Genomic DNA, 16,380 nt, shown 5'->3' with positions numbered 1-16,380 from the left:
GCCCCGGCCCGGAGGGGCCGGGGCCAGGTTTCAGAATCGCTCGACCTCTTCGCCGTCCGGGACCTTGTAGCAACCGGACACGAGGTCCAGGGTCAGCTTCGGAGGGTCGTTCTTCGCCATTTTGATGATCTTTACGCTGACCTTCTTCTTGTCGTTGTCGGCGGTCAGGGTGATGCTTTTGTTCTTGCTGTTGTTCGGCCCGTATTCGACGATCTCCCACCCGTGCTTCGGTAGTTCCCTCTTGAGTCGCTTCATCGCTTCGTCGAGGTCGCTCGCCGAGGCAGGGGTGAAGCTCCATGGATGGAAGATGCGGAAGTGTGTCTTCGTGTCCTTGCCCGAGCAGTCCATGACGCCCGGGAAGTTCTCTGACGCCTTTCCTTTCACGCCGATCAGGTCGTAGATGCCGCTGGAGATTCTTTCCATCCTGTCGGCGGCGTCACGCGAGGTGCTTGTGCCTGCGGACGGGACGCCAGAGCTTTTGTCGTCAGTCATGCTGCATCCGGTCAGAGTCGTGAGTACAAGGGGTACGGCGAGCACGAAGGCGCGCGTTCTGGTCTTCACGTTTGGTTCTCCTATTTCGAACGCTTCACTTCGTCACTCGTCAATGGGTTGGGCGGCGGCTTCAAGTCCACTTCATCACCCTTGCCTGCCACCACCAGCGCCTGATTCAGCAGACTTGTCGACCCCTCATCCCAGTAGCCGCTGTGGCCTTGGGTGTCCGTGGTCATCTGGTTGGCTCCGAATCCCGGATCGCTGGGAATGATGAAGCCGTCCCCACCGTGTCCATAGCGGCCGACGTCTGGAACCACGTCTCCCTCGGCTTCCTCGTTCCACACATGCCCCTTGGGGACGTCCATCTCATCGGCGCCCGACACTTTGACGCCGGGGCTGCCTGCGAAGATGACGTCATCGGCGTTGAGATGTCCCGTCTGGGCCGCCGCACCGACAAGGGTCGTTCCGTACGAATGGGAGAACACGGTGCGGTGCGGTGCTGTATCGCCGGTGTGTGATTCCTCAAGGCCGTCCAAGAAGCGGTTGAACGCCGGTGCGCCGTCGTAGGCGTAGTGCTCGAATGGTGCGTCCTTGGCGACGGAGTCAGGTGCGTCGTACCCGAGCCAGGTGATGGTGGAAACGGACTCGCCATCGGCTTTGCCGTTGGCTGATTTCCACACACTGGCCGCACGGTTGATGTCCCCCTCGACCTTCCCGAGCTCCGCTGTCGTGCCCGGCACATAGACCGCCTGATGGTCCGCAGTATCCGGATTTCCGTTGGCGACGATCGCGCGGCCGTCCCCATCGGTGCTGAAGCCCAGTAGGTACGCCTCAGGCAGTCCTTTCGTGCCGGTCTCGTCGAAGCGATTCTGGATGGCGTCCATGCCGTCGATGGGTTTGTGGGCGCTCTTCCGGGCCTCGTCCCATTCCTTCCATGCCACGCTATCGACTTTGACGCCCTTCATGATGGTCCCGGTCATGGGGTTGATGTAGTCCGTGTACCGCGGGGGCTCCGGATTCCTCCTCAGCCACGTGTCGTATTCGACCTGCGCGACACCACGTGCCTCGGCGAGAACCATCCGGTTCGCCTCGTCCCGGACCGTGGACGGCAGGCCGTCCAGGTTGCCCACGGAATCCGGCCGCATGGAGATCCACGCCGCCCGGTCGTCGGCGTCGAGGCCCTTCCACCACTCCGCGTTGGCTTTTGGGTCGCCCTTCTTGGGCGGCTGCGGAAGCGAGTCGAGGTACTCCTTGCCCGCCGCCTTCACACCCTTCGTGTCCGATGACACGTCGGCCCAGTCGCGGTCGCTGACGGTCAGGTCGTCGTCGGCCTTCAGTGCCCGCAGCTTCGGGGCCCACTTCGTGTCGGCCTCGGTCGCCTCCTTGAGGGCCGTGGCGATCATGTCCGCGCAGTCCTGGGCGAGTCGGGCCTTGGGGTTGGGGTTGAAGTTGGCGGCCTGACGGCCGACGGCGGAGGCGGTGTCGTCCGTCAGGCCGGTGGCCGTGCCGCCCTCAGGGGTCTTGCCGTCCTTGCTCTTCTCGCCGCCCGGCGGATAGCTGACCGAGCCGTCGGCGTGCACGGTGAGGCCTGCGGCCTTGGCGTCCGCCAGGGCTGCGTCGAGTCTCTTCTTCGCCGCTTCCATCTCGTACGAGAAGGCTTCAAGGGCCGCACTGACGAGACCGCACTCGGTCTGGACGTAGTGGAAGTTCTTCCCCAGCTCCGTCAGTTGGCCGACCGCTGCTGTCGCGGCCTTGCCCCTCAACGACTTCCGCATGGCTACGGCGATCTGAGTCGTGATGCGGTCATGGGCCGCATTCGCCATGTCGGATGTGCGGCGGTATCCGTCGGCCGCCTCCGCGTACTCGTTCGGCTTGAGGGCCTTGAGCGTCGCAAGATCCATGGCTTCCGACTACCGCCCCTTGCCTTGTCCGCCGATCGCGGGAGTGTCGCCGTACGCCACCTTCAAGTTGCCGATCTCGGCCATGATCGCTTCGTCGGTCTTCAGCTGGTCGCTGCCGACCTTTTCCAGCAGACCCGCGAGCTTTCCGCAGCGGCGGCTCACACTTTTGACGTAGCGCTCCCAGGAGTCGTGAACTTCCTTCTGGGCAGCGGCAGTTCGGCAGCCTGTGTCCGCCCCCAGGCCGTTCTGGCCGTCGGAGAGCTTTCCCAGCGCCTTGTCGATGCTCTCGCGGAACGAGCGGACATCGTGGCCGGCCTTGGACCACGCCGCTTTGCTCGACACCAAGTCGCCGAAGCCACCGCCCGATTCGGACGGGACCTTGTTCAGTTGCATCCGTTCGCTGTGCCGCGCGGCAGCCTCGGTCTTGAGCTGCTCCCACTCCTCCCACGCCATGCGGGCCCCTCCCCGTTCATGTGCCAACGCAACCTTGTGGTGATCGACATGTACGGTACGGCGTCGGGCACTTGGGCCCGATCTGTTTCAGTCACCAAGGCCTCTGAGTACGCGTACTCAGAGGCCGTAGAGGTCGTTTCCTCCCGTTGTTCTGTCCCGTGATGCCGAGGGCGGCGGCGTGCTCGACGAAGTGCTTGCGGTAGCTGCTGCCCAGCTCGCTCCAGCGATGTCCGCTCGCCGCGAGTGCGGTGGCACGCAGCACGAAGTCCTTCGCGCGGGCACTTTCCCGCTCCGTCGCACCCCAGTCGAACTCCGCCAGGTCGAACCCGACGGCACCGCGCCCCATGAGTGGCTGCCGCCGGAGAAGATGTTGCTCGCCGACCTATGATGCGATCCCGGCCCTCCACCTGCTTGGAGAAGACGCATGACGGATGCGAGCACCGGCAAAGTGGTCGTGAACAGGGTGATGTCCCTCGATGGGTTCATCGCCGGTCCCGGCCACACGATGGACTGGATCTTCGAGCACATGACGTCGGCGACGTTCCCGGAGGTCATGGCGGCCACGGGCGCCATGCTCATCGGCCGGGGCACGTACGAGGTCGGCAAGCGCATGTCCGACGAGAACACCGACTACGACGGCGGGGCGCAGTTCGTCCTCACCCACCGCCCGCCCGACGAGCCGGACCCCAACGTCACCTTCCTCACCTGCGACATCGAGGAAGCCGTGGCCACGGCACGCCGCGCCGCCGGCGACAAGAACCTGGAGATCCTCGGCGCCGACGTGGCCGCCCAGTGCCTGCAGCGCGGCCTCGTCGACGAGATCCTGGTGTACGTGCTGCCGGTGCTGCTCGGCGACGGCGTCCGCTTCGCGCCGCCGGGCCTCGACCGGATCGACCTGGAACCGTTCAGCAACGTCCAGTCGGGCGGGGTCACCATGCTGCGCTTCCACGTGCGCAAGTAGGCACGGTCGCAACTACTGGCCTGCTGTCATGGCCCCCATCCCGTGGGGCAGGTTCCCCACAGATCCCGTACTGGCCGGTGCGGACACGGTTGCCGCCTGGACCTGCACCAGCAGCGGGAACACGACCATCGCGAGTGCGGCCGCACCCAGCACCAGCGACGCCGTACCCCGCACCTGCGGCCGCGCCGCCCCCCGTGCCCCCGGCCCGGCCATCTGCTCAACGGTCATGCTCGCAGGCTAGGCAGCCGGTCCCGCGCACCGCCTGGGCACGCGTACCCAGATCCTCCCGAGTAGCCTGCAGCCGGCGTAGGCGGGGCCCACGTCGGAAAGCTGTACTGGTAGCTGGTGGTGATCAGGCAAAGTGACACCTACTCAGTGACTGACGTCAGCCGAAAGCGCTGATCACCGTCTCGGGGCTGTCGCGCTTGGTGTAGAGATTCCAGGCGGTGGCGGCGATGTCGTCCGGGTCGAGGGTCGCGTTGCCCACGTCGCCGAAGCGCTGCGGCTGGGACGTCACCATCCGGTGGATGTCGCCGCGTTCGATGAGGCCGCCGATGACGAGGGCCCCGGCGTAGATCCCCTGCTCGGCCAGTCCGGCGTTGAGGGTCAGGGCGTAGTTGCGCAGGGCTGCCGACGAGACCGCCAGGTTGCCCAGGGCGGGCATCGGCCTGACGGCGCTCAGGCCGCCCGCGAACAGCAGCCCGCCGGTGCCGCGCTCCACCATGCCGGGCAGCACCTTGCCGACCACGTCGACGGCCGGATAGACCCAGCTCATGGCCTCCCTGACGCTCGCGGTGTCCGTCTCGGCGATCGGCTTGGGATGCGCGTTGGGATCGGTCGAGCCGGGGCCGTAGTAGACGACGTCGATGCTTCCGAACCGTTCGGCGACGGTGTCGAGGACGGAGAGGATCCGGTCGCGGTCGCGCACGTCGGCGACGAACGCTTCGGCTTCGATGCCGGCCGCGGCCAGGGACGCGACGTACGCGGCATGCCTGGTGGCGGTTCGCGACACCAGGGCCACGGCGTATCCCTCGCGTCCGAAACGATGCGCGATGGACATGCCCAGGCCGGGCCCGGCTCCGATGACGACGGCGGTCCTGCGCGTGGGTGCGGACATGGCGGTGCCTTTCGTGGGAGGGGTTGAGTTGCTGCGGGGGAGAGAGCGGTCGCTGATTGCCGCTCGTTCCGTCACGCTAACGTCGTAACCGGACCCCCCTTTCCGCTTTACGGCGAAGTGAGAGACATGCCTGCACAGCCCTCTCGGAAGCCACGTCAACCCGCCCCTTCCGCAGGGCACTTCCGTCCGGCGGCGGGCCTGCGCGCCGACGCCCGGCGCAACCGCGACCGCATCCTCGAAGCCGCCCGTGAGGCGTTCGCCGTGCACGGGATCGACGTGCCCGTGACCACGATCGCCCGCCGTGCCGGTGTCGGCGCGGCGACCCTCTACCGGCACTTCCCCACCCGCGCGACGCTCGTCACCGCGGCCTTCGCCGAACAGCTCGCCCGCTGCGCCGCGGTGGTCGACGAGGCGAGCCGGGATCCCGACCCCTGGCGCGGCTTCTGCTCCGTCATCGACCACGTGTGCACCGCGCAGACCGTGGACCGGGGGTTCGCGGAGGCGTTCCTCACCCGGTTCCCCGATGCCGTCGACCATGAGCGCGAGCGTGCGCGCGCGGATCGGGTCCTCGCCGGGCTGATCCAACGCGCCCAGGACGCAGGGAAGTTGCGCCGTGACTTCCATGTGACGGACATGAGGCTCGTGCTCCTGGCGAACAGTGCCGTCGTCGCCGCGTCACCGGGGGGCTCACCGGCCGCGTCGCGCCGCCTCCTCGCCTACCTCCTGCAGTCCTTCCGGGCGGAACACGCCCAACCACTGCCGCCCCTCGGCATGCTTTGAGCCAGGGAGGCAGGGCGCTGCCGGTGGTCTCCGGTGGGTGTTCGGGGGCGGGGTCGCGGTCCTGGTTGCCGGGTGCGGCTGGGCCGCCGTGACCGTACGGCGGGGCGCGCTCGAACCGCAGGACATGGCCGGTGTGCTCGGGCTGCCGCTCGGTGTGCTCGGCATTCTCGTCGGCGCCGCGATCAGCCTCCGCGCGTTCCGGCTCCAGCAGGGGACCGACGCCCGCGCCGCCGCGCTCGACCAACTCGCCCGCGCCGTCCAGGACGTGGAGGTCGCCGAGCGCACCCACATGCTGGGCACCGGCGCGCACCTCATCGACCTTCCTGTCGACGTGACTCCGCGACAGGGCGGCGCCGAGCCGCCCGGACGGCAGCGGCTCTCCGACGTGGCGGACCGGTACTCCGCCGCGCCCGGCCGACTCGTCGTGACCGGTGCTCCCGGCGCCGGGAAGACGGTCTTCGCGGTGCACCTCGTCGTGCGGCTGCTCGACGCCCGCGCGGCGACGGACCCGGTGCCGGTCCGCCTCGCCATCCGCGACCTGCCTCCGGCACGCACCCGCCGCCGCTGTGGCGGGGCGCCTTGTCGTGCCTGTACTGGACGGCCTGGACGAGATGGACCCCGACGAGGCGGGGGCTGAGCCGGGGCGCGCGAGCCGGGCCCTCGCCGAACTCAACGCCTACCAGTCCGTGGGCGGCAGCGCGCCCCTCGTCCTGACCTGCCGGGGGAGGAGGTACGAGGAACTGTCCGCGTCCCACGCGTGGTTGCGTGAGGCGACGCTCCTGTGCGTCGGCGCCGTCGATGCCGAGCAGGCCCGCCGGTACGTCAACCTCCGCTCCGACGGGCGGACTTCCTCAATGGACGCGGTCGTCGACGCCATGCGGGACGGCGCGGCGGACGGGGCCATGGCCGAGGCACTCAGTTCACCGTTCTACCTGGGGCTCGCGTTCGCCGTGTACGGGGAGTCGGCGGGCGCGGTGCCGCCCACGGGCTGTGCTTCTGCCGCCGAGATTCGTGAGCGGCTGCTCGCCGGTTACGTTCCGGCGGCGACGCGGGCCGCCAACGCGGCGGTGCGGCGGGCTCGGGCGAGCCTGAAGTGGCCTCGCCGTCGCACTCACCGCCCTCGCCGCCCTCGGCCGCATGCCCCCGCGCCCCGGTGCCTTCCTCGCCTGGGCGTACCACGCGGGTCTGCTCCGCGTGGTGGGCGGCGAGTACCGGTTCCGGCACCGGGAGCTGCAGGAGTGGCTGGCCCGCGGCCCCGGCTAGGGCGTGTCTGTCGAATCGGGCGTCTCATCAGCGGTCTATCGAGTCCGGCAGCCACACGTCGTCCGGGGTGCGCGGCCCTGAGGTACGCAGATGGTCGCGTAGCGCGGTCAGCACGGGGTGCTGGTCTCCGGTGCGGGACAACAGCACGTGCGTGTACACCGGGGTCGGGTTGTGCAACGGGATGCGCCGCAGGTCGTGGGTCTGGGGCCACAGGTACCGGTCCCCACTGCCGACGAGGGTGGCCAGCGAGGCCGAGTCTGCCAGCGCGTCCATCAGGGCCTCGTCACCGAAGTTGGGGCCGAGCGCGTCGATGCTCAGACCAAAGGCCTCGGACAGCGCCTGGTAGAACGCTGCCCACTCCGTGCCTGGTCTGATTCCGGGGATCCAGATGCGGTGGCCGGCCAGGTCCGCAGGCCTGACCCAAGGTGCGTTCGCCAAGGGGTGGCCGGGCCCGACCAGGAGCTCCAGGGGTGCGTCCAGGAGTCGTTCGGCGCTGATCCCGGCTGGGACCTGGTCTACCGGCAGGGCGCGGAAGGACGCGTCGACGGTTCCTTCGAGCACCGCCTGGGCAGCCTGGGCGGCGTTTTCGTTGCTCAGTGTGACCGTGTCCAGGTTCATCTCGGGGTGTGAGCGGTAGAACCGGTAGACGGCCTGGGCCGGTGCGATGCGCCGGTGGAGGACGTCGACGCGCAAGGGCCGGCTGCCGGGGCGCACGGCCTGCTCGGCCTGCTCGAGGGCTGCGAGGACCTTCTTGGCGTGGGGCAGGAAGACCTGCCCGTCCAGGCTCAGCCGGGAGCCTCGTGAGGTTCGCACCAGGAGCGTGACCTTGAGGTGTCTCTCAAGGGTCGCGATCCGCTTGGAGACCGCCTGCTGGCTGATCCCGAGCTCGTCCGCTGCTGCCTGGAACTGGCCGGTCTCGGCGACGGCCACGAACGTCCGCAGGGCTTCAGCATCCACACCTTCAGCCTACTTCCACAACGATCGGTTGTCTCTGGTGGGTCTGCGGTTGTTTGATCGCCTGCCCTCCGGGGTGGTGGAATCGTCGTATGCCTACCCGCACAGAGCAGGTCATGTATGTCCAGACGCCCGAGTTCGCGCGCCATGCGGAGCGAATCGTAGAGGTGACCGACGCGACGTCTCGACTGAACGTGCTGCCGTTCAGCGACAGCAAAGGCCGTACTGAACTACTTTCCGTTGTGTTCGGTGGCCCGCTCCCGGAGTCGGTGACGATCTACCCGCCGTTCTTCACCGAGCACGGGCTGAACACGACGTTCGGGGAGAACGTCTTCGTCAACCAGGGATGCACGTTCATGGACAAGGGCGGGATCCGCATCGGCGACGGTGTCATGATCGCCCCGAAGGTCAGCCTCATCACCGGGGGGCACCCTCTGCCGCCCGCCGAGCGTCGCGAGTACCTCTCCTTCGCCCCGATCGTCATCGAAGACGACGTCTGGATCGGGACGTCTGCCGTGATCCTGCAGGGAGTGACCATCGGTGCTGGTGCGGTGGTCGCTGCCGGTGCGGTGGTCAGTCGTGATGTTCCTGCCCGCACCCTGGTAGCGGGAGTCCCCGCCCGGGTGGTCAAGACGATCGACTGAGCCCGGCCGGGCCACCGGCCCGGGGTGAGCAGCACGTCTGCGGTCTGATTTCGATGCCCTGTCATGCCCTGTCATGCCCTGTCATGCCCGGCAGGGCCGACCTCTGGCCCTCGTCGTGACACCCGGGCAGGCACACGACGGACACGCCCTAGCGGAGCCCGGCGAGGAATGCCTTCCAGGCGGGCAGGCCGAGGGCAAGGGCGGGGCCTTGGGGGTTCTTGGAGTCACGTATGCCGATGCTTCCTGTGGGGTGCGGGGTGAGGTCGGCGACCTCGACGCAGTTGTTCCCCGTGCCGCCGCTGTACGACGACTTGAACCAGGCGTTCTCGGGAGCGAGTTCACGTGCGGTCCGGCAATGCGTGCTCATCGGCCTACAGCTCTCTGTCTAGTTGGTTCACGAAGTCGGCGGTGTCTTCCGGCGGCAAGGCCGAGGCGACCATGGCGTCGAACCGACGGGTGAAGCGGTCCACCTCGCGGGGCTTGTCCGAGGTGGAGACGGCTCCCCACGCGTTGTCGATCTGAACTCGCGGGGGCAGCTGGTCGCCGAGCTGGAGGAGGGCGAAGTCGCTCGCAGACCGGTAGCCCGTACGGAACGGCAGCACTTGAATCGTGACATGGGTCCAAGCTGCCAGCTCAGCGATTTTCGCGTACTGCTCACGCATCACGTCGGCGCCCCCGACTGGATACCTCAGGGCCGCCTCGCCCAGGATGACGTGGAGCCGGACCGGGTTCTCGCGTGTGAGGATCTCCTGACGCTTCATACGCAAGGCCACGCTGTTCCGGATGAGTTCGGACGTGGTCTCCTCGATCGGCTTCTCCACTTCGTGGATCGCGCGGGCGTACCTCTCCGTCTGGAGGAGGCCGTACACCAGCGTGGGGTGGTACGCCTTCATGCTGCGAGCCTCGGGTTCCAGGCCGACGAAGCCCGGCATTCCAGCGGGCATGAGCCCGCGATACTGGGTCAGCCAGTCCTGTGTCGACGACTCACGGTTGAGGTTGATCAGGGCCTCGATGACGTCCTCGTCAGTGACCCCGTACTTGTCCAGGAGCTTCCGTAGGTCCCCGACGTTGCGGAAGTTCAGGTCACCGTTCTCGATACGTTGCAGGGATGCCTCGGAGATCCGTAGGCCCTGGGCCGCCTGCTTGCGGGTGAAGCCGCCTCCTCGATCTCCCAATCCACAGCTCTCCCTCAACTGCCTGAGCTGTAGGCCCAGTTCGATCCGCTGAACGGTGCGCCCGCGCTTCGCTGCCATGTGCATCACCTGTGCGCTGTTGTACGTGTCACTTGGCCCCGTCCGCCGAGTGTGGCACCGCGTATGCGCATCGCGCAGCCGCTTGCGCAGAACCAGGCATAGTCCACTTCTCAACTCACTGATTAATCAGGCGACATTCGATTGAAGTCGAACGGGCAGGCCCGCAACCGTAGTTGCATGACCAACCCAACCGCACCCCCCTCCCCAGCCCTCCCCACCCACGACTGGTCCACCAGCTACCCCATGACCAGCGCGGCAGCGCGCCTCGCGCGCCTGCACACGCGCCGCAGGCTGACCTCCTGGCAGTGGCAGGGCGACATCGACGACGCCGTACTCGTCGTCTCCGAGCTCGTCGCGAACGCCGCGCGGCACGGCAAGGTGGCGGGCCACCACCTGTGGCTGCGGCTCGCCGTCGTGGAGGACGGCGGTCTCATCGTCGACGTGTCGGACCCGAATCCCGCGTTTCCCGGGTTCGGGTCCCGGGCGGCGGCGTCCGGGGCGTCGCTCGGGGAGGATGGGCGGGGGCTGCTGGTCGTACGCGAACTCGCTCACGAAGTGGGCTGGTTCCTGCGCCCGGAGCAGGGTAAGACGGTCCGCGCCCGGATCTCCCGCGGGGATGCTTGAGGGTGGCGGCCCGAGATCAGACGACGAGGAGCGTGCACACCGTGGACCAGGAGAACGTGGACCAGGAGAACGTGAGCGCCACCCTGACGGTCGGCGTGCCCGCCGAGAGGGTGTTCGCGGTGTTGGCGGACCCGACGACCCACGCCGCGATCGACGGCACCGGCTGGGTCTCGGAAGCTGTCGACCGGGCGCCGCTGACCGAGGCGGGGCAGATCTTCCGGATGGACATGTATCACCCCGACCATCCGAACGGTCAGTACCAGGTGGCCAACAAGGTCAACGTGATGGACCCGCCGCGCGCCATCGGCTGGCTGACGGGAGAGGAGAAGGAGGACGGCCACCTGGAGTTCGGCGGCTGGACCTGGCGTTACGACCTCGCGCCGCTCGGCCCGTCCGAGACCAGCGTCACGCTCACCTACGACTGGTCGGCGGTGCCGCAGTTCATCCGGGAGTACCTCCACTTCCCGCCGTTCGGCCCTGAGCACCTCACCAACTCGCTGCACCACCTGGCCGAGCTTGTCGGCTAGGCCGTGTCCGCCCGCAGCAGCGCCGCGCCGAGCGGCGTCAGCGCGTGCCGCACCGCGTTGCTCTGCCGGACGCTGGAGACCAGGCCCGCGCCGCGCAGCACGGCGGCGTGCTCGCTGGTCGAGGAGAGCGAGACGCCGGCCCGGCGCGCCAGTTCGGTGGTGGTGGGGTCGCCCCCGAGGGCCTGGAGCACCGAGGCCTTCCACTCCGGCCGCCCCCGCCGGCGGCGTGAGGAATTCCGGGAAGTACCCGCGTCGCGGTACGACCGGCAGGAGCGCATCTCGAGCGGCCCCTGACCGGGGCAGCGCCGACCGCACGACAAGGTCAGGCAGAGAGCGTACGCGGCACGGCGTCGACCTCGGTCAGTGAGCCGTCACGCACGTCGTAGACGAGTCCGCGGACCCGGTCGGTGTGCAGGAGGAACGGGGCGTGCCGCACCCTGGCCACCGAGGTTCGCACGCTGGCCTCGACGTCCCGGAAGCTCTCCACCGACCAGGTGGGCCGCAGGCCCGTGTCATTCTCCAGTTCGTCCTTGAACTCGTCTTCGGTGAAGGTCGCCAGGCCGCACTGTGTGTGCTGCATGACGACGACCTCACGGGTGTGCAGCTTGCGTTGGCTGATGGAGAGCGAGCGGATGATGTCGTCGGTCACGACACCTCCGGCATTGCGCAGGATGTGCGCTTCGCCGTGCTTCAGGCCGAAGACATCGAACACCTTGATGCGGGCATCCATGCAGGTCACGATCGTCAGGTGCAGGCTGGGCACTGGCGTGTCGATGGTCGGCGCACCCCGCAGCGGCAAGTCGGCGTTGCGCTGCAGCAGTTCGTCAATGGCGGTCATGGCCCTCTTCCGGCTTCCGGTGGCAGATGGTCACGGCTGCGTCCCCGCGGCGCTGGATCTTCCCTGGGTTCGTTTGCCTTCCCTTTAATCAAAACCTCCCTGAGCCCTCTTGGGCAAGGGCGCAAGGGGGTCGCACAGCGCCGGAGGCTGCGCTCGAAGGCTGGGAGCAAGCTCCTTCGATCGCAGCAAACCTCCAGGTCACAGCGGTTGCAGGCGCCATGGAGCACCGGGATCGACCGTTGGCAGCACAAGCCGACAGCACAAGAGGGATCTCACATAGTGATGTTTGGTCTTGTCTTTAGCCAATCCATACGGCATCTTTACGGGTCGGTGCGCCGGGAAGTCTGGTCGGCAACTCGGCCCCCGTGGGCCGAGTTCAGTCTGCTGTCGACTGTCGACCGAAATGGGTGCCGATGCTCCAGCGCATCACCAGGGAAGTCCTGTCCGGCCTGACCGTTGCCATCGTGGCATTGCCCTTGGCCATAGCCTTCGGCATCACCGCGACCGGGACGTCCGAGGGTGCGCTCGTCGGACTGTACGGCGCGATCTTCGCAGGATTCTTCGCGGCCCTGTTCGGCGGTACGCCCGGTCAAGTGACCGGCCCCACGGGCCCCATCACCGTCGTCGCCACCGGAGTCATCGCCGAGCACGGACTCGAGGGAGCGTTCCTGGCGTTCATCATGGCCGGTGCGCTCCAGGTCCTGTTCGGCCTGTGCAAGCTCGGCTCACTCATACGCTTCATCCCGCACCCTGTGGTGTCGGGCTTCATGGGCGGGATCGCGCTGATCATCATCCTGGGCGAGCTGGACCAGGTGCAGAGCAGTTTCCTGGTGGTCGCGGCCACGGTGCTGCTCATGCTCGGGGCCGCGCGAGTGATCAAGGTGATACCGGCGAGCCTGATCGCGCTCGTGATCATGACCGTGCTCCTGCGGTTCGCGGACCCGCTGCTTCAGGACGTGCGCGTCGGACCGGTCCCGCTCAACACGGCGATCGACTACATAGGCCGGATTCCGGAGGCCATACCCTCGATCACCGTCCCCGACGTCGGCGGGTCGCAGCTCCTCACCCTCCTGCTGCCCGCACTCAGCATCGCGCTGCTCGGCTCCATCGACTCGCTGCTGACCTCGGTCGTCATGGACAACATCACCGGCACCCGGCACCGGAGCAACAAGGAACTGATCGGCCAGGGCATCGGCAACGCCGCCTCCGGGCTGTTCGGCGGCCTGGCCAGTGCCGGTGCGACCGTCCGGTCCGTGGTCAACATCCGAAGCGGCGGCCGCACCGCACTGTCCGCGGCCACGCACAGCGTCATTCTCCTTGCCGTCGTGATCGGCCTCGGGACCGTCGTGCAGTACATCCCCCTCGCGGTCCTTTCAGGAATCCTGATCCTGACCGCGATCGGCATGTTCGACTGGGAGAGCCTGCGGCAGGCGCACGTCACCCCGAGGGGCGACGTCGCCGTGATGTTCGTGACGATGATCGTCACTGTCCTCGTCGACCTGACCGTGGCGGTCGCCGCCGGCGTCCTCCTGGCGCTCCTCGTGCATGCCGTGCAGTCGCGCCGGGGCAAGGCCTCGGTCGTTCCCGACGACGCCGACGGCTACCGCATCGAGGGACCGCTGTCGTTCCTCTCCGTCGACCGGGTCTTCACCACACTGCGCGACGACCGGACGAATGTGTCACTGAGCCTGAAGGACGTGAACTACATCGACATGTCCGGGGCGAAGGCGCTGCTGACCTTCATCGACCACTCGCACGACTCCGGCGTCGAACTCGGCCTCAAGGATCTGCCACCGCATGTCGAGGACAGGCTGATCGCCCTCGCGAACGACGAACAGCGCGACAAGCTCAAGGCCGTCGTCGAGAACGCCGAGGGAAGTCCGTCGCGCGTTCCGTAGGCGCCGCCGACAGGAGAAGCGAGCCGGGGCCCTGCCGGGCGATCCCCGCTACGTGCGCTCGGCGGCGACCTCCGCCACCAGGGCGGCGGCCTCGGTGGTGGGCATCCCCGCCGCGCACAGGAACGTGATCGCGGCGGACCGGCCCGCCTCCTCCGATTCCAGGACGCCGTCGTTCACGGCCTCCATCAGGCCGAACATGATGTTCTCCAGGACGTAGACGAGGGCGGGCGCGGGCAGCGGTGAGGTGAACCTGCCTTCGTCCAGGCCGCGTTGGAGCATCTCGATGCCCCGCGCGTGCACGGGCGCAAGGCGTTCGCGGATGCCCTCCATCGTGACGGCGCGCTGCGCGAGCGAGAGCAGCAGGCGGTAGCGGCCGGTGACGTGCCAGACGCCGAGCATCGCGCCGGCCACGGCCCGCGGCGGGTCCTCGACGCCCTCGTAGGCCGCGGCGTGCGCGGCCGCCACCGCCGCGACGGCCTCGTCGAGGATCGCGCCCACCAGCGCCTCGCGGCTCGGGAAGTGGCCGTACACGGTCCGGCGTACGACACCCGCGGCGCGCGCGATCTGGTCCATCGACGCGTCCGGGTCCCGCGTCAGCTCGGTGAAGGCGACGTCGAGGATGCGGCGGCGGTTGGCGTCGGCGCGGGTCGTTGCGGCGGTCGCGGGTGCGGGGGTGCCGGAGGCGGAAGGCGGGGGCGCGGCGGTCGCGGGCGGCGGCGTCGGCTTCGTACGGCTCATGAGGGCATTCTGCCGCGCGCACCCGTGCTTGCACATCGATGTGCAACGAGGCCGGTCGTCGCGTACATTGCACAGTGCTGTGCAAGTTGCACGCGGCTGTGCAAGATCGCGTACGTCCCGTACGGGGCGGATTCCGAGGGGTGGACCCGATGCCTTTGCTGATCAAGGAGCCGGTCGAGCGGATGGACCGGCCCTATGCCCGCCGGTGGTGGGCGCTGGCCGTGCTGTGCCTGAGCCTGCTGATCGCCGTCATGGCGAACACGGCGCTCACCGTGGCGGCCCCCGACATGACCCGCGACCTCGACCTCTCCAGCTCCGACCTGCAGTGGGTCATCGACGCGTACACCGTCCCGTACGCCGCGCTGATGCTGCTGCTCGGCGCGATCGGCGACAAGTACAGCCGTCGTGGGGCGCTCGTGCTCGGGCTCGTCGTGCTCAGCGTCGGTGCGGGGGCCGGGGCGCTATCCGACAGCTCGACGGCCGTCATCGTCTCGCGCGCGGTGATGGGCGTGGGCGCGGCGATGATCATGCCCGCGACGCTCTCGCTGCTCGCCGCGACCTTCCCGCGCGCGGAGCGGGCCAAGGCGATCACGCTGTGGGCGGCGACGTCCGGCATCGCGATCGCGGCGGGACCGCTGATCGCGGGCGCGCTCCTGGAGGACTACGGCTGGGCGTCGACGTTCCTCATCGACATCCCCGTGGCGGTGCTCGCGATCGTCGGCGCCTTCGTCCTCGTACCGCCGTCGAAGGCGGCCGATCCGGGCCGGATCGACTACGTGGGCGGGCTGCTGTCCGTCGTCTGGGTCGGCGCGCTGATCTACATGATCATTGAGGGGCCGGGCTTCGGCTGGGGCGCGAGTGCGGTGACCGCGGCGGTGATCGCGGGCGTGGGCCTCGTGCTGTTTGTCGTCTGGGAGCTGCGGCACCCGCGCCCCGTCCTGGACGTACGGAAGTTCACCCAGCGCGGCTTCTCCGGCTCGAACCTCGCCGTGGCGCTGTTCTTCGTGGCCGTCTTCGGCGCCTTCTACTACCTGACGCAGCACCTCCAGTTCGTGTTGGAGTACGACCCGTTGGAGACGGGCGTGCGGATGCTGCCGCTGGCCGGGGCGGTGTTCGTCGGTTCGGCGCTCACCGGTGTGCTCACGCCGCGGCTCGGTGCGAAGGTCATGGTGACGGCGGGCATGGTGGGCGGCACGACCGCGCTGGCGCTGCTCACGCAGACGTCCGCGGAGTCCACGTACACGGACTTCGTCGCCCCTCTCGCCATCCTCGGCCTGTCCCTCGGCTTCGCCGTCTCGCCGTGCACGGACGCGATCATGGGGGCGTTCCCCGAGTCGGAGCTGGGCGTCGGCGGCGCCGTCAACGACACCTCCCTCGAACTCGGCGGCTCCCTCGGTATCGCGGTCCTCGGCTCGATCCTGGCGAGTTCGTACTCTTCCGGCCTCGCGGACGAGACGGCGGGCAGCAAGCTCCCGGCCGCCGCCCTGGAACAGGCCCAGGACTCCGTCGGCGCGGGCGGCGGCGTCGCCCAGGCCATCGCCGCCCAGGCCCGCCAGCTGGCCGAACGCGCCGCCGCCCCCGGCACCACCCCCCAGAAGGCCGCCGAACTGAAGGCCCAGGCGAGCGAACTGGCCCAGGGCGCTGAACAGATGAAGCACGCGGTCGGCACGTCCTTCTCGGACGCGGTGTCCCACACGAGCCTCGTCGGAGCACTGATCCTCGGGATGGGGACGGTGGCGGTGGCACTGCTGCTGCCGCGCAAGGACCACACGAAGGCGGGCCTGGGCTCGGGCTCGGAGGCGGCCGAGTCCTCTGGGTCCTCTGGGTCCTCTGGGGCCTCCGCGTCCGCCCCGGCGAAGGAGCCGGTGAAGCAGGTCAATTAGGGCCGACGGCGTCCTTCTGTTCGTGAACACAGGTCGTGAACAGCGAGCCGAGGC

General features: G+C 68.5%; 19 protein-coding genes and 1 pseudogene. 9 read left to right on the top strand and 11 right to left on the bottom strand.

The genetic code is table 11. From position 1 onward, the window contains the following. Positions 1 to 30: 30 nt before the first annotated feature. From AC0KTA_RS11310 to AC0KTA_RS11300, 3 genes are read right to left on the bottom strand one after another with little or no spacing between them, the layout of a single operon-like run. The gene (locus tag AC0KTA_RS11310; protein ID WP_481054992.1) at positions 31 to 561 is read right to left on the bottom strand and encodes a hypothetical protein; all 531 of its coding nucleotides are present in this window, start codon (positions 559 to 561) and stop codon (positions 31 to 33) included. 11 nt (positions 562 to 572) lie between these two features. Then, positions 573 to 2,393 carry an alpha/beta hydrolase gene (locus tag AC0KTA_RS11305; protein ID WP_481054991.1) on the bottom strand — a complete coding sequence of 607 codons (1,821 nt, stop codon included), beginning with the start codon at positions 2,391 to 2,393 and terminating at the stop codon, positions 573 to 575. 9 nt (positions 2,394 to 2,402) lie between these two features. Next, the gene (locus AC0KTA_RS11300) at positions 2,403 to 2,846 is read right to left on the bottom strand and encodes a hypothetical protein (protein WP_481054990.1); all 444 of its coding nucleotides are present in this window, start codon (positions 2,844 to 2,846) and stop codon (positions 2,403 to 2,405) included. Positions 2,847 to 3,270: 424 nt separating this feature from the next. On the opposite strand from AC0KTA_RS11300, the gene AC0KTA_RS11295 reads away from it, so the two are divergent. Further along, positions 3,271 to 3,807 (top strand): dihydrofolate reductase family protein, encoded by a 537-nt coding sequence (locus AC0KTA_RS11295; RefSeq protein ID WP_093903461.1) that lies wholly within the window; start codon positions 3,271 to 3,273, stop codon positions 3,805 to 3,807. 12 nt (positions 3,808 to 3,819) lie between these two features. Here the strand turns inward: AC0KTA_RS11295 and AC0KTA_RS11290 are convergent, their stop codons facing one another. Both AC0KTA_RS11290 and AC0KTA_RS11285 read right to left on the bottom strand, forming a co-directional pair. Next, on the bottom strand, positions 3,820 to 4,035 hold the full coding sequence (locus AC0KTA_RS11290; protein WP_481054989.1) for a hypothetical protein: 216 nt from the start codon (positions 4,033 to 4,035) through the stop codon (positions 3,820 to 3,822). Between the two features lie 157 nt (positions 4,036 to 4,192). Next, positions 4,193 to 4,924: an SDR family NAD(P)-dependent oxidoreductase gene (locus AC0KTA_RS11285; protein WP_481054988.1), complete on the bottom strand. Its 732-nt coding sequence runs from the start codon at positions 4,922 to 4,924 to the stop codon at positions 4,193 to 4,195. 126 nt (positions 4,925 to 5,050) lie between these two features. Here AC0KTA_RS11285 and AC0KTA_RS11280 point away from each other — a divergent pair, with 126 nt between their 5' ends. The 3 genes from AC0KTA_RS11280 to AC0KTA_RS11270 all read left to right on the top strand — a co-directional run bounded on the left by AC0KTA_RS11280 (position 5,051) and on the right by AC0KTA_RS11270 (position 6,967). Further along, the gene (locus AC0KTA_RS11280) at positions 5,051 to 5,704 is read left to right on the top strand and encodes a TetR/AcrR family transcriptional regulator (RefSeq protein ID WP_481054987.1); all 654 of its coding nucleotides are present in this window, start codon (positions 5,051 to 5,053) and stop codon (positions 5,702 to 5,704) included. Between the two features lie 88 nt (positions 5,705 to 5,792). Then, positions 5,793 to 6,341, top strand: coding sequence for a hypothetical protein (locus AC0KTA_RS11275; RefSeq protein ID WP_481054986.1), 549 nt, complete (start codon positions 5,793 to 5,795; stop codon positions 6,339 to 6,341). Between the two features lie 500 nt (positions 6,342 to 6,841). Continuing rightward, positions 6,842 to 6,967 (top strand): hypothetical protein, encoded by a 126-nt coding sequence (locus AC0KTA_RS11270; protein WP_481054985.1) that lies wholly within the window; start codon positions 6,842 to 6,844, stop codon positions 6,965 to 6,967. A 27-nt stretch (positions 6,968 to 6,994) separates the two neighbouring features. Here the strand turns inward: AC0KTA_RS11270 and AC0KTA_RS11265 are convergent, their stop codons facing one another. Further along, the gene (locus AC0KTA_RS11265; protein ID WP_481054984.1) at positions 6,995 to 7,924 is read right to left on the bottom strand and encodes a LysR family transcriptional regulator; all 930 of its coding nucleotides are present in this window, start codon (positions 7,922 to 7,924) and stop codon (positions 6,995 to 6,997) included. A 113-nt stretch (positions 7,925 to 8,037) separates the two neighbouring features. Here AC0KTA_RS11265 and AC0KTA_RS11260 point away from each other — a divergent pair, with 113 nt between their 5' ends. Beyond that, positions 8,038 to 8,565: a sugar O-acetyltransferase gene (locus AC0KTA_RS11260; RefSeq protein ID WP_481054983.1), complete on the top strand. Its 528-nt coding sequence runs from the start codon at positions 8,038 to 8,040 to the stop codon at positions 8,563 to 8,565. Between the two features lie 148 nt (positions 8,566 to 8,713). Here AC0KTA_RS11260 and AC0KTA_RS11255 read toward each other — a convergent pair whose 3' ends face one another. Both AC0KTA_RS11255 and AC0KTA_RS11250 read right to left on the bottom strand, forming a co-directional pair. Next, on the bottom strand, positions 8,714 to 8,932 hold the full coding sequence (locus tag AC0KTA_RS11255; RefSeq protein WP_481054982.1) for a DUF397 domain-containing protein: 219 nt from the start codon (positions 8,930 to 8,932) through the stop codon (positions 8,714 to 8,716). 4 nt (positions 8,933 to 8,936) lie between these two features. Continuing rightward, the gene (locus AC0KTA_RS11250) at positions 8,937 to 9,818 is read right to left on the bottom strand and encodes a helix-turn-helix domain-containing protein (protein WP_481054981.1); all 882 of its coding nucleotides are present in this window, start codon (positions 9,816 to 9,818) and stop codon (positions 8,937 to 8,939) included. A 177-nt stretch (positions 9,819 to 9,995) separates the two neighbouring features. Here AC0KTA_RS11250 and AC0KTA_RS11245 point away from each other — a divergent pair, with 177 nt between their 5' ends. Next, positions 9,996 to 10,442 (top strand): ATP-binding protein, encoded by a 447-nt coding sequence (locus AC0KTA_RS11245; RefSeq protein ID WP_481054980.1) that lies wholly within the window; start codon positions 9,996 to 9,998, stop codon positions 10,440 to 10,442. Between the two features lie 41 nt (positions 10,443 to 10,483). After that, the gene (locus AC0KTA_RS11240; protein WP_481054979.1) at positions 10,484 to 10,969 is read left to right on the top strand and encodes an SRPBCC family protein; all 486 of its coding nucleotides are present in this window, start codon (positions 10,484 to 10,486) and stop codon (positions 10,967 to 10,969) included. Here AC0KTA_RS11240 and AC0KTA_RS11235 read toward each other — a convergent pair. Both AC0KTA_RS11235 and AC0KTA_RS11230 read right to left on the bottom strand, forming a co-directional pair. Next, a pseudogene (locus AC0KTA_RS11235) lies at positions 10,966 to 11,169 on the bottom strand (helix-turn-helix domain-containing protein); the annotation flags it as partial. The gene AC0KTA_RS11240 and the pseudogene AC0KTA_RS11235 sit on opposite strands and share 4 nt — an antisense overlap. Positions 11,170 to 11,291: 122 nt before the next feature. Then, positions 11,292 to 11,807, bottom strand: coding sequence for a beta-class carbonic anhydrase (locus tag AC0KTA_RS11230; protein WP_481054978.1), 516 nt, complete (start codon positions 11,805 to 11,807; stop codon positions 11,292 to 11,294). A gap of 413 nt (positions 11,808 to 12,220) precedes the next feature. Here AC0KTA_RS11230 and AC0KTA_RS11225 point away from each other — a divergent pair, with 413 nt between their 5' ends. Next, positions 12,221 to 13,705, top strand: a complete 1,485-nt coding sequence (locus AC0KTA_RS11225; protein ID WP_481054977.1) for a SulP family inorganic anion transporter — start codon at positions 12,221 to 12,223, stop codon at positions 13,703 to 13,705. A 48-nt stretch (positions 13,706 to 13,753) separates the two neighbouring features. Here AC0KTA_RS11225 and AC0KTA_RS11220 read toward each other — a convergent pair whose 3' ends face one another. Next, on the bottom strand, positions 13,754 to 14,443 hold the full coding sequence (locus AC0KTA_RS11220; protein ID WP_481054976.1) for a TetR/AcrR family transcriptional regulator: 690 nt from the start codon (positions 14,441 to 14,443) through the stop codon (positions 13,754 to 13,756). Positions 14,444 to 14,592: 149 nt separating this feature from the next. Here AC0KTA_RS11220 and AC0KTA_RS11215 point away from each other — a divergent pair, with 149 nt between their 5' ends. Further along, entirely contained in the window at positions 14,593 to 16,326 is a 1,734-nt protein-coding gene (locus tag AC0KTA_RS11215; RefSeq protein ID WP_481054975.1) for an MFS transporter, read from the top strand. Positions 16,327 to 16,380: the final 54 nt, after the last annotated feature.

The organism is Streptomyces sp. Y309, assembly GCF_056712025.1.
The sequence above is the reverse complement of the archived record's forward strand: the minus strand, read 5'-3'. Positions and strand labels throughout refer to the sequence as shown.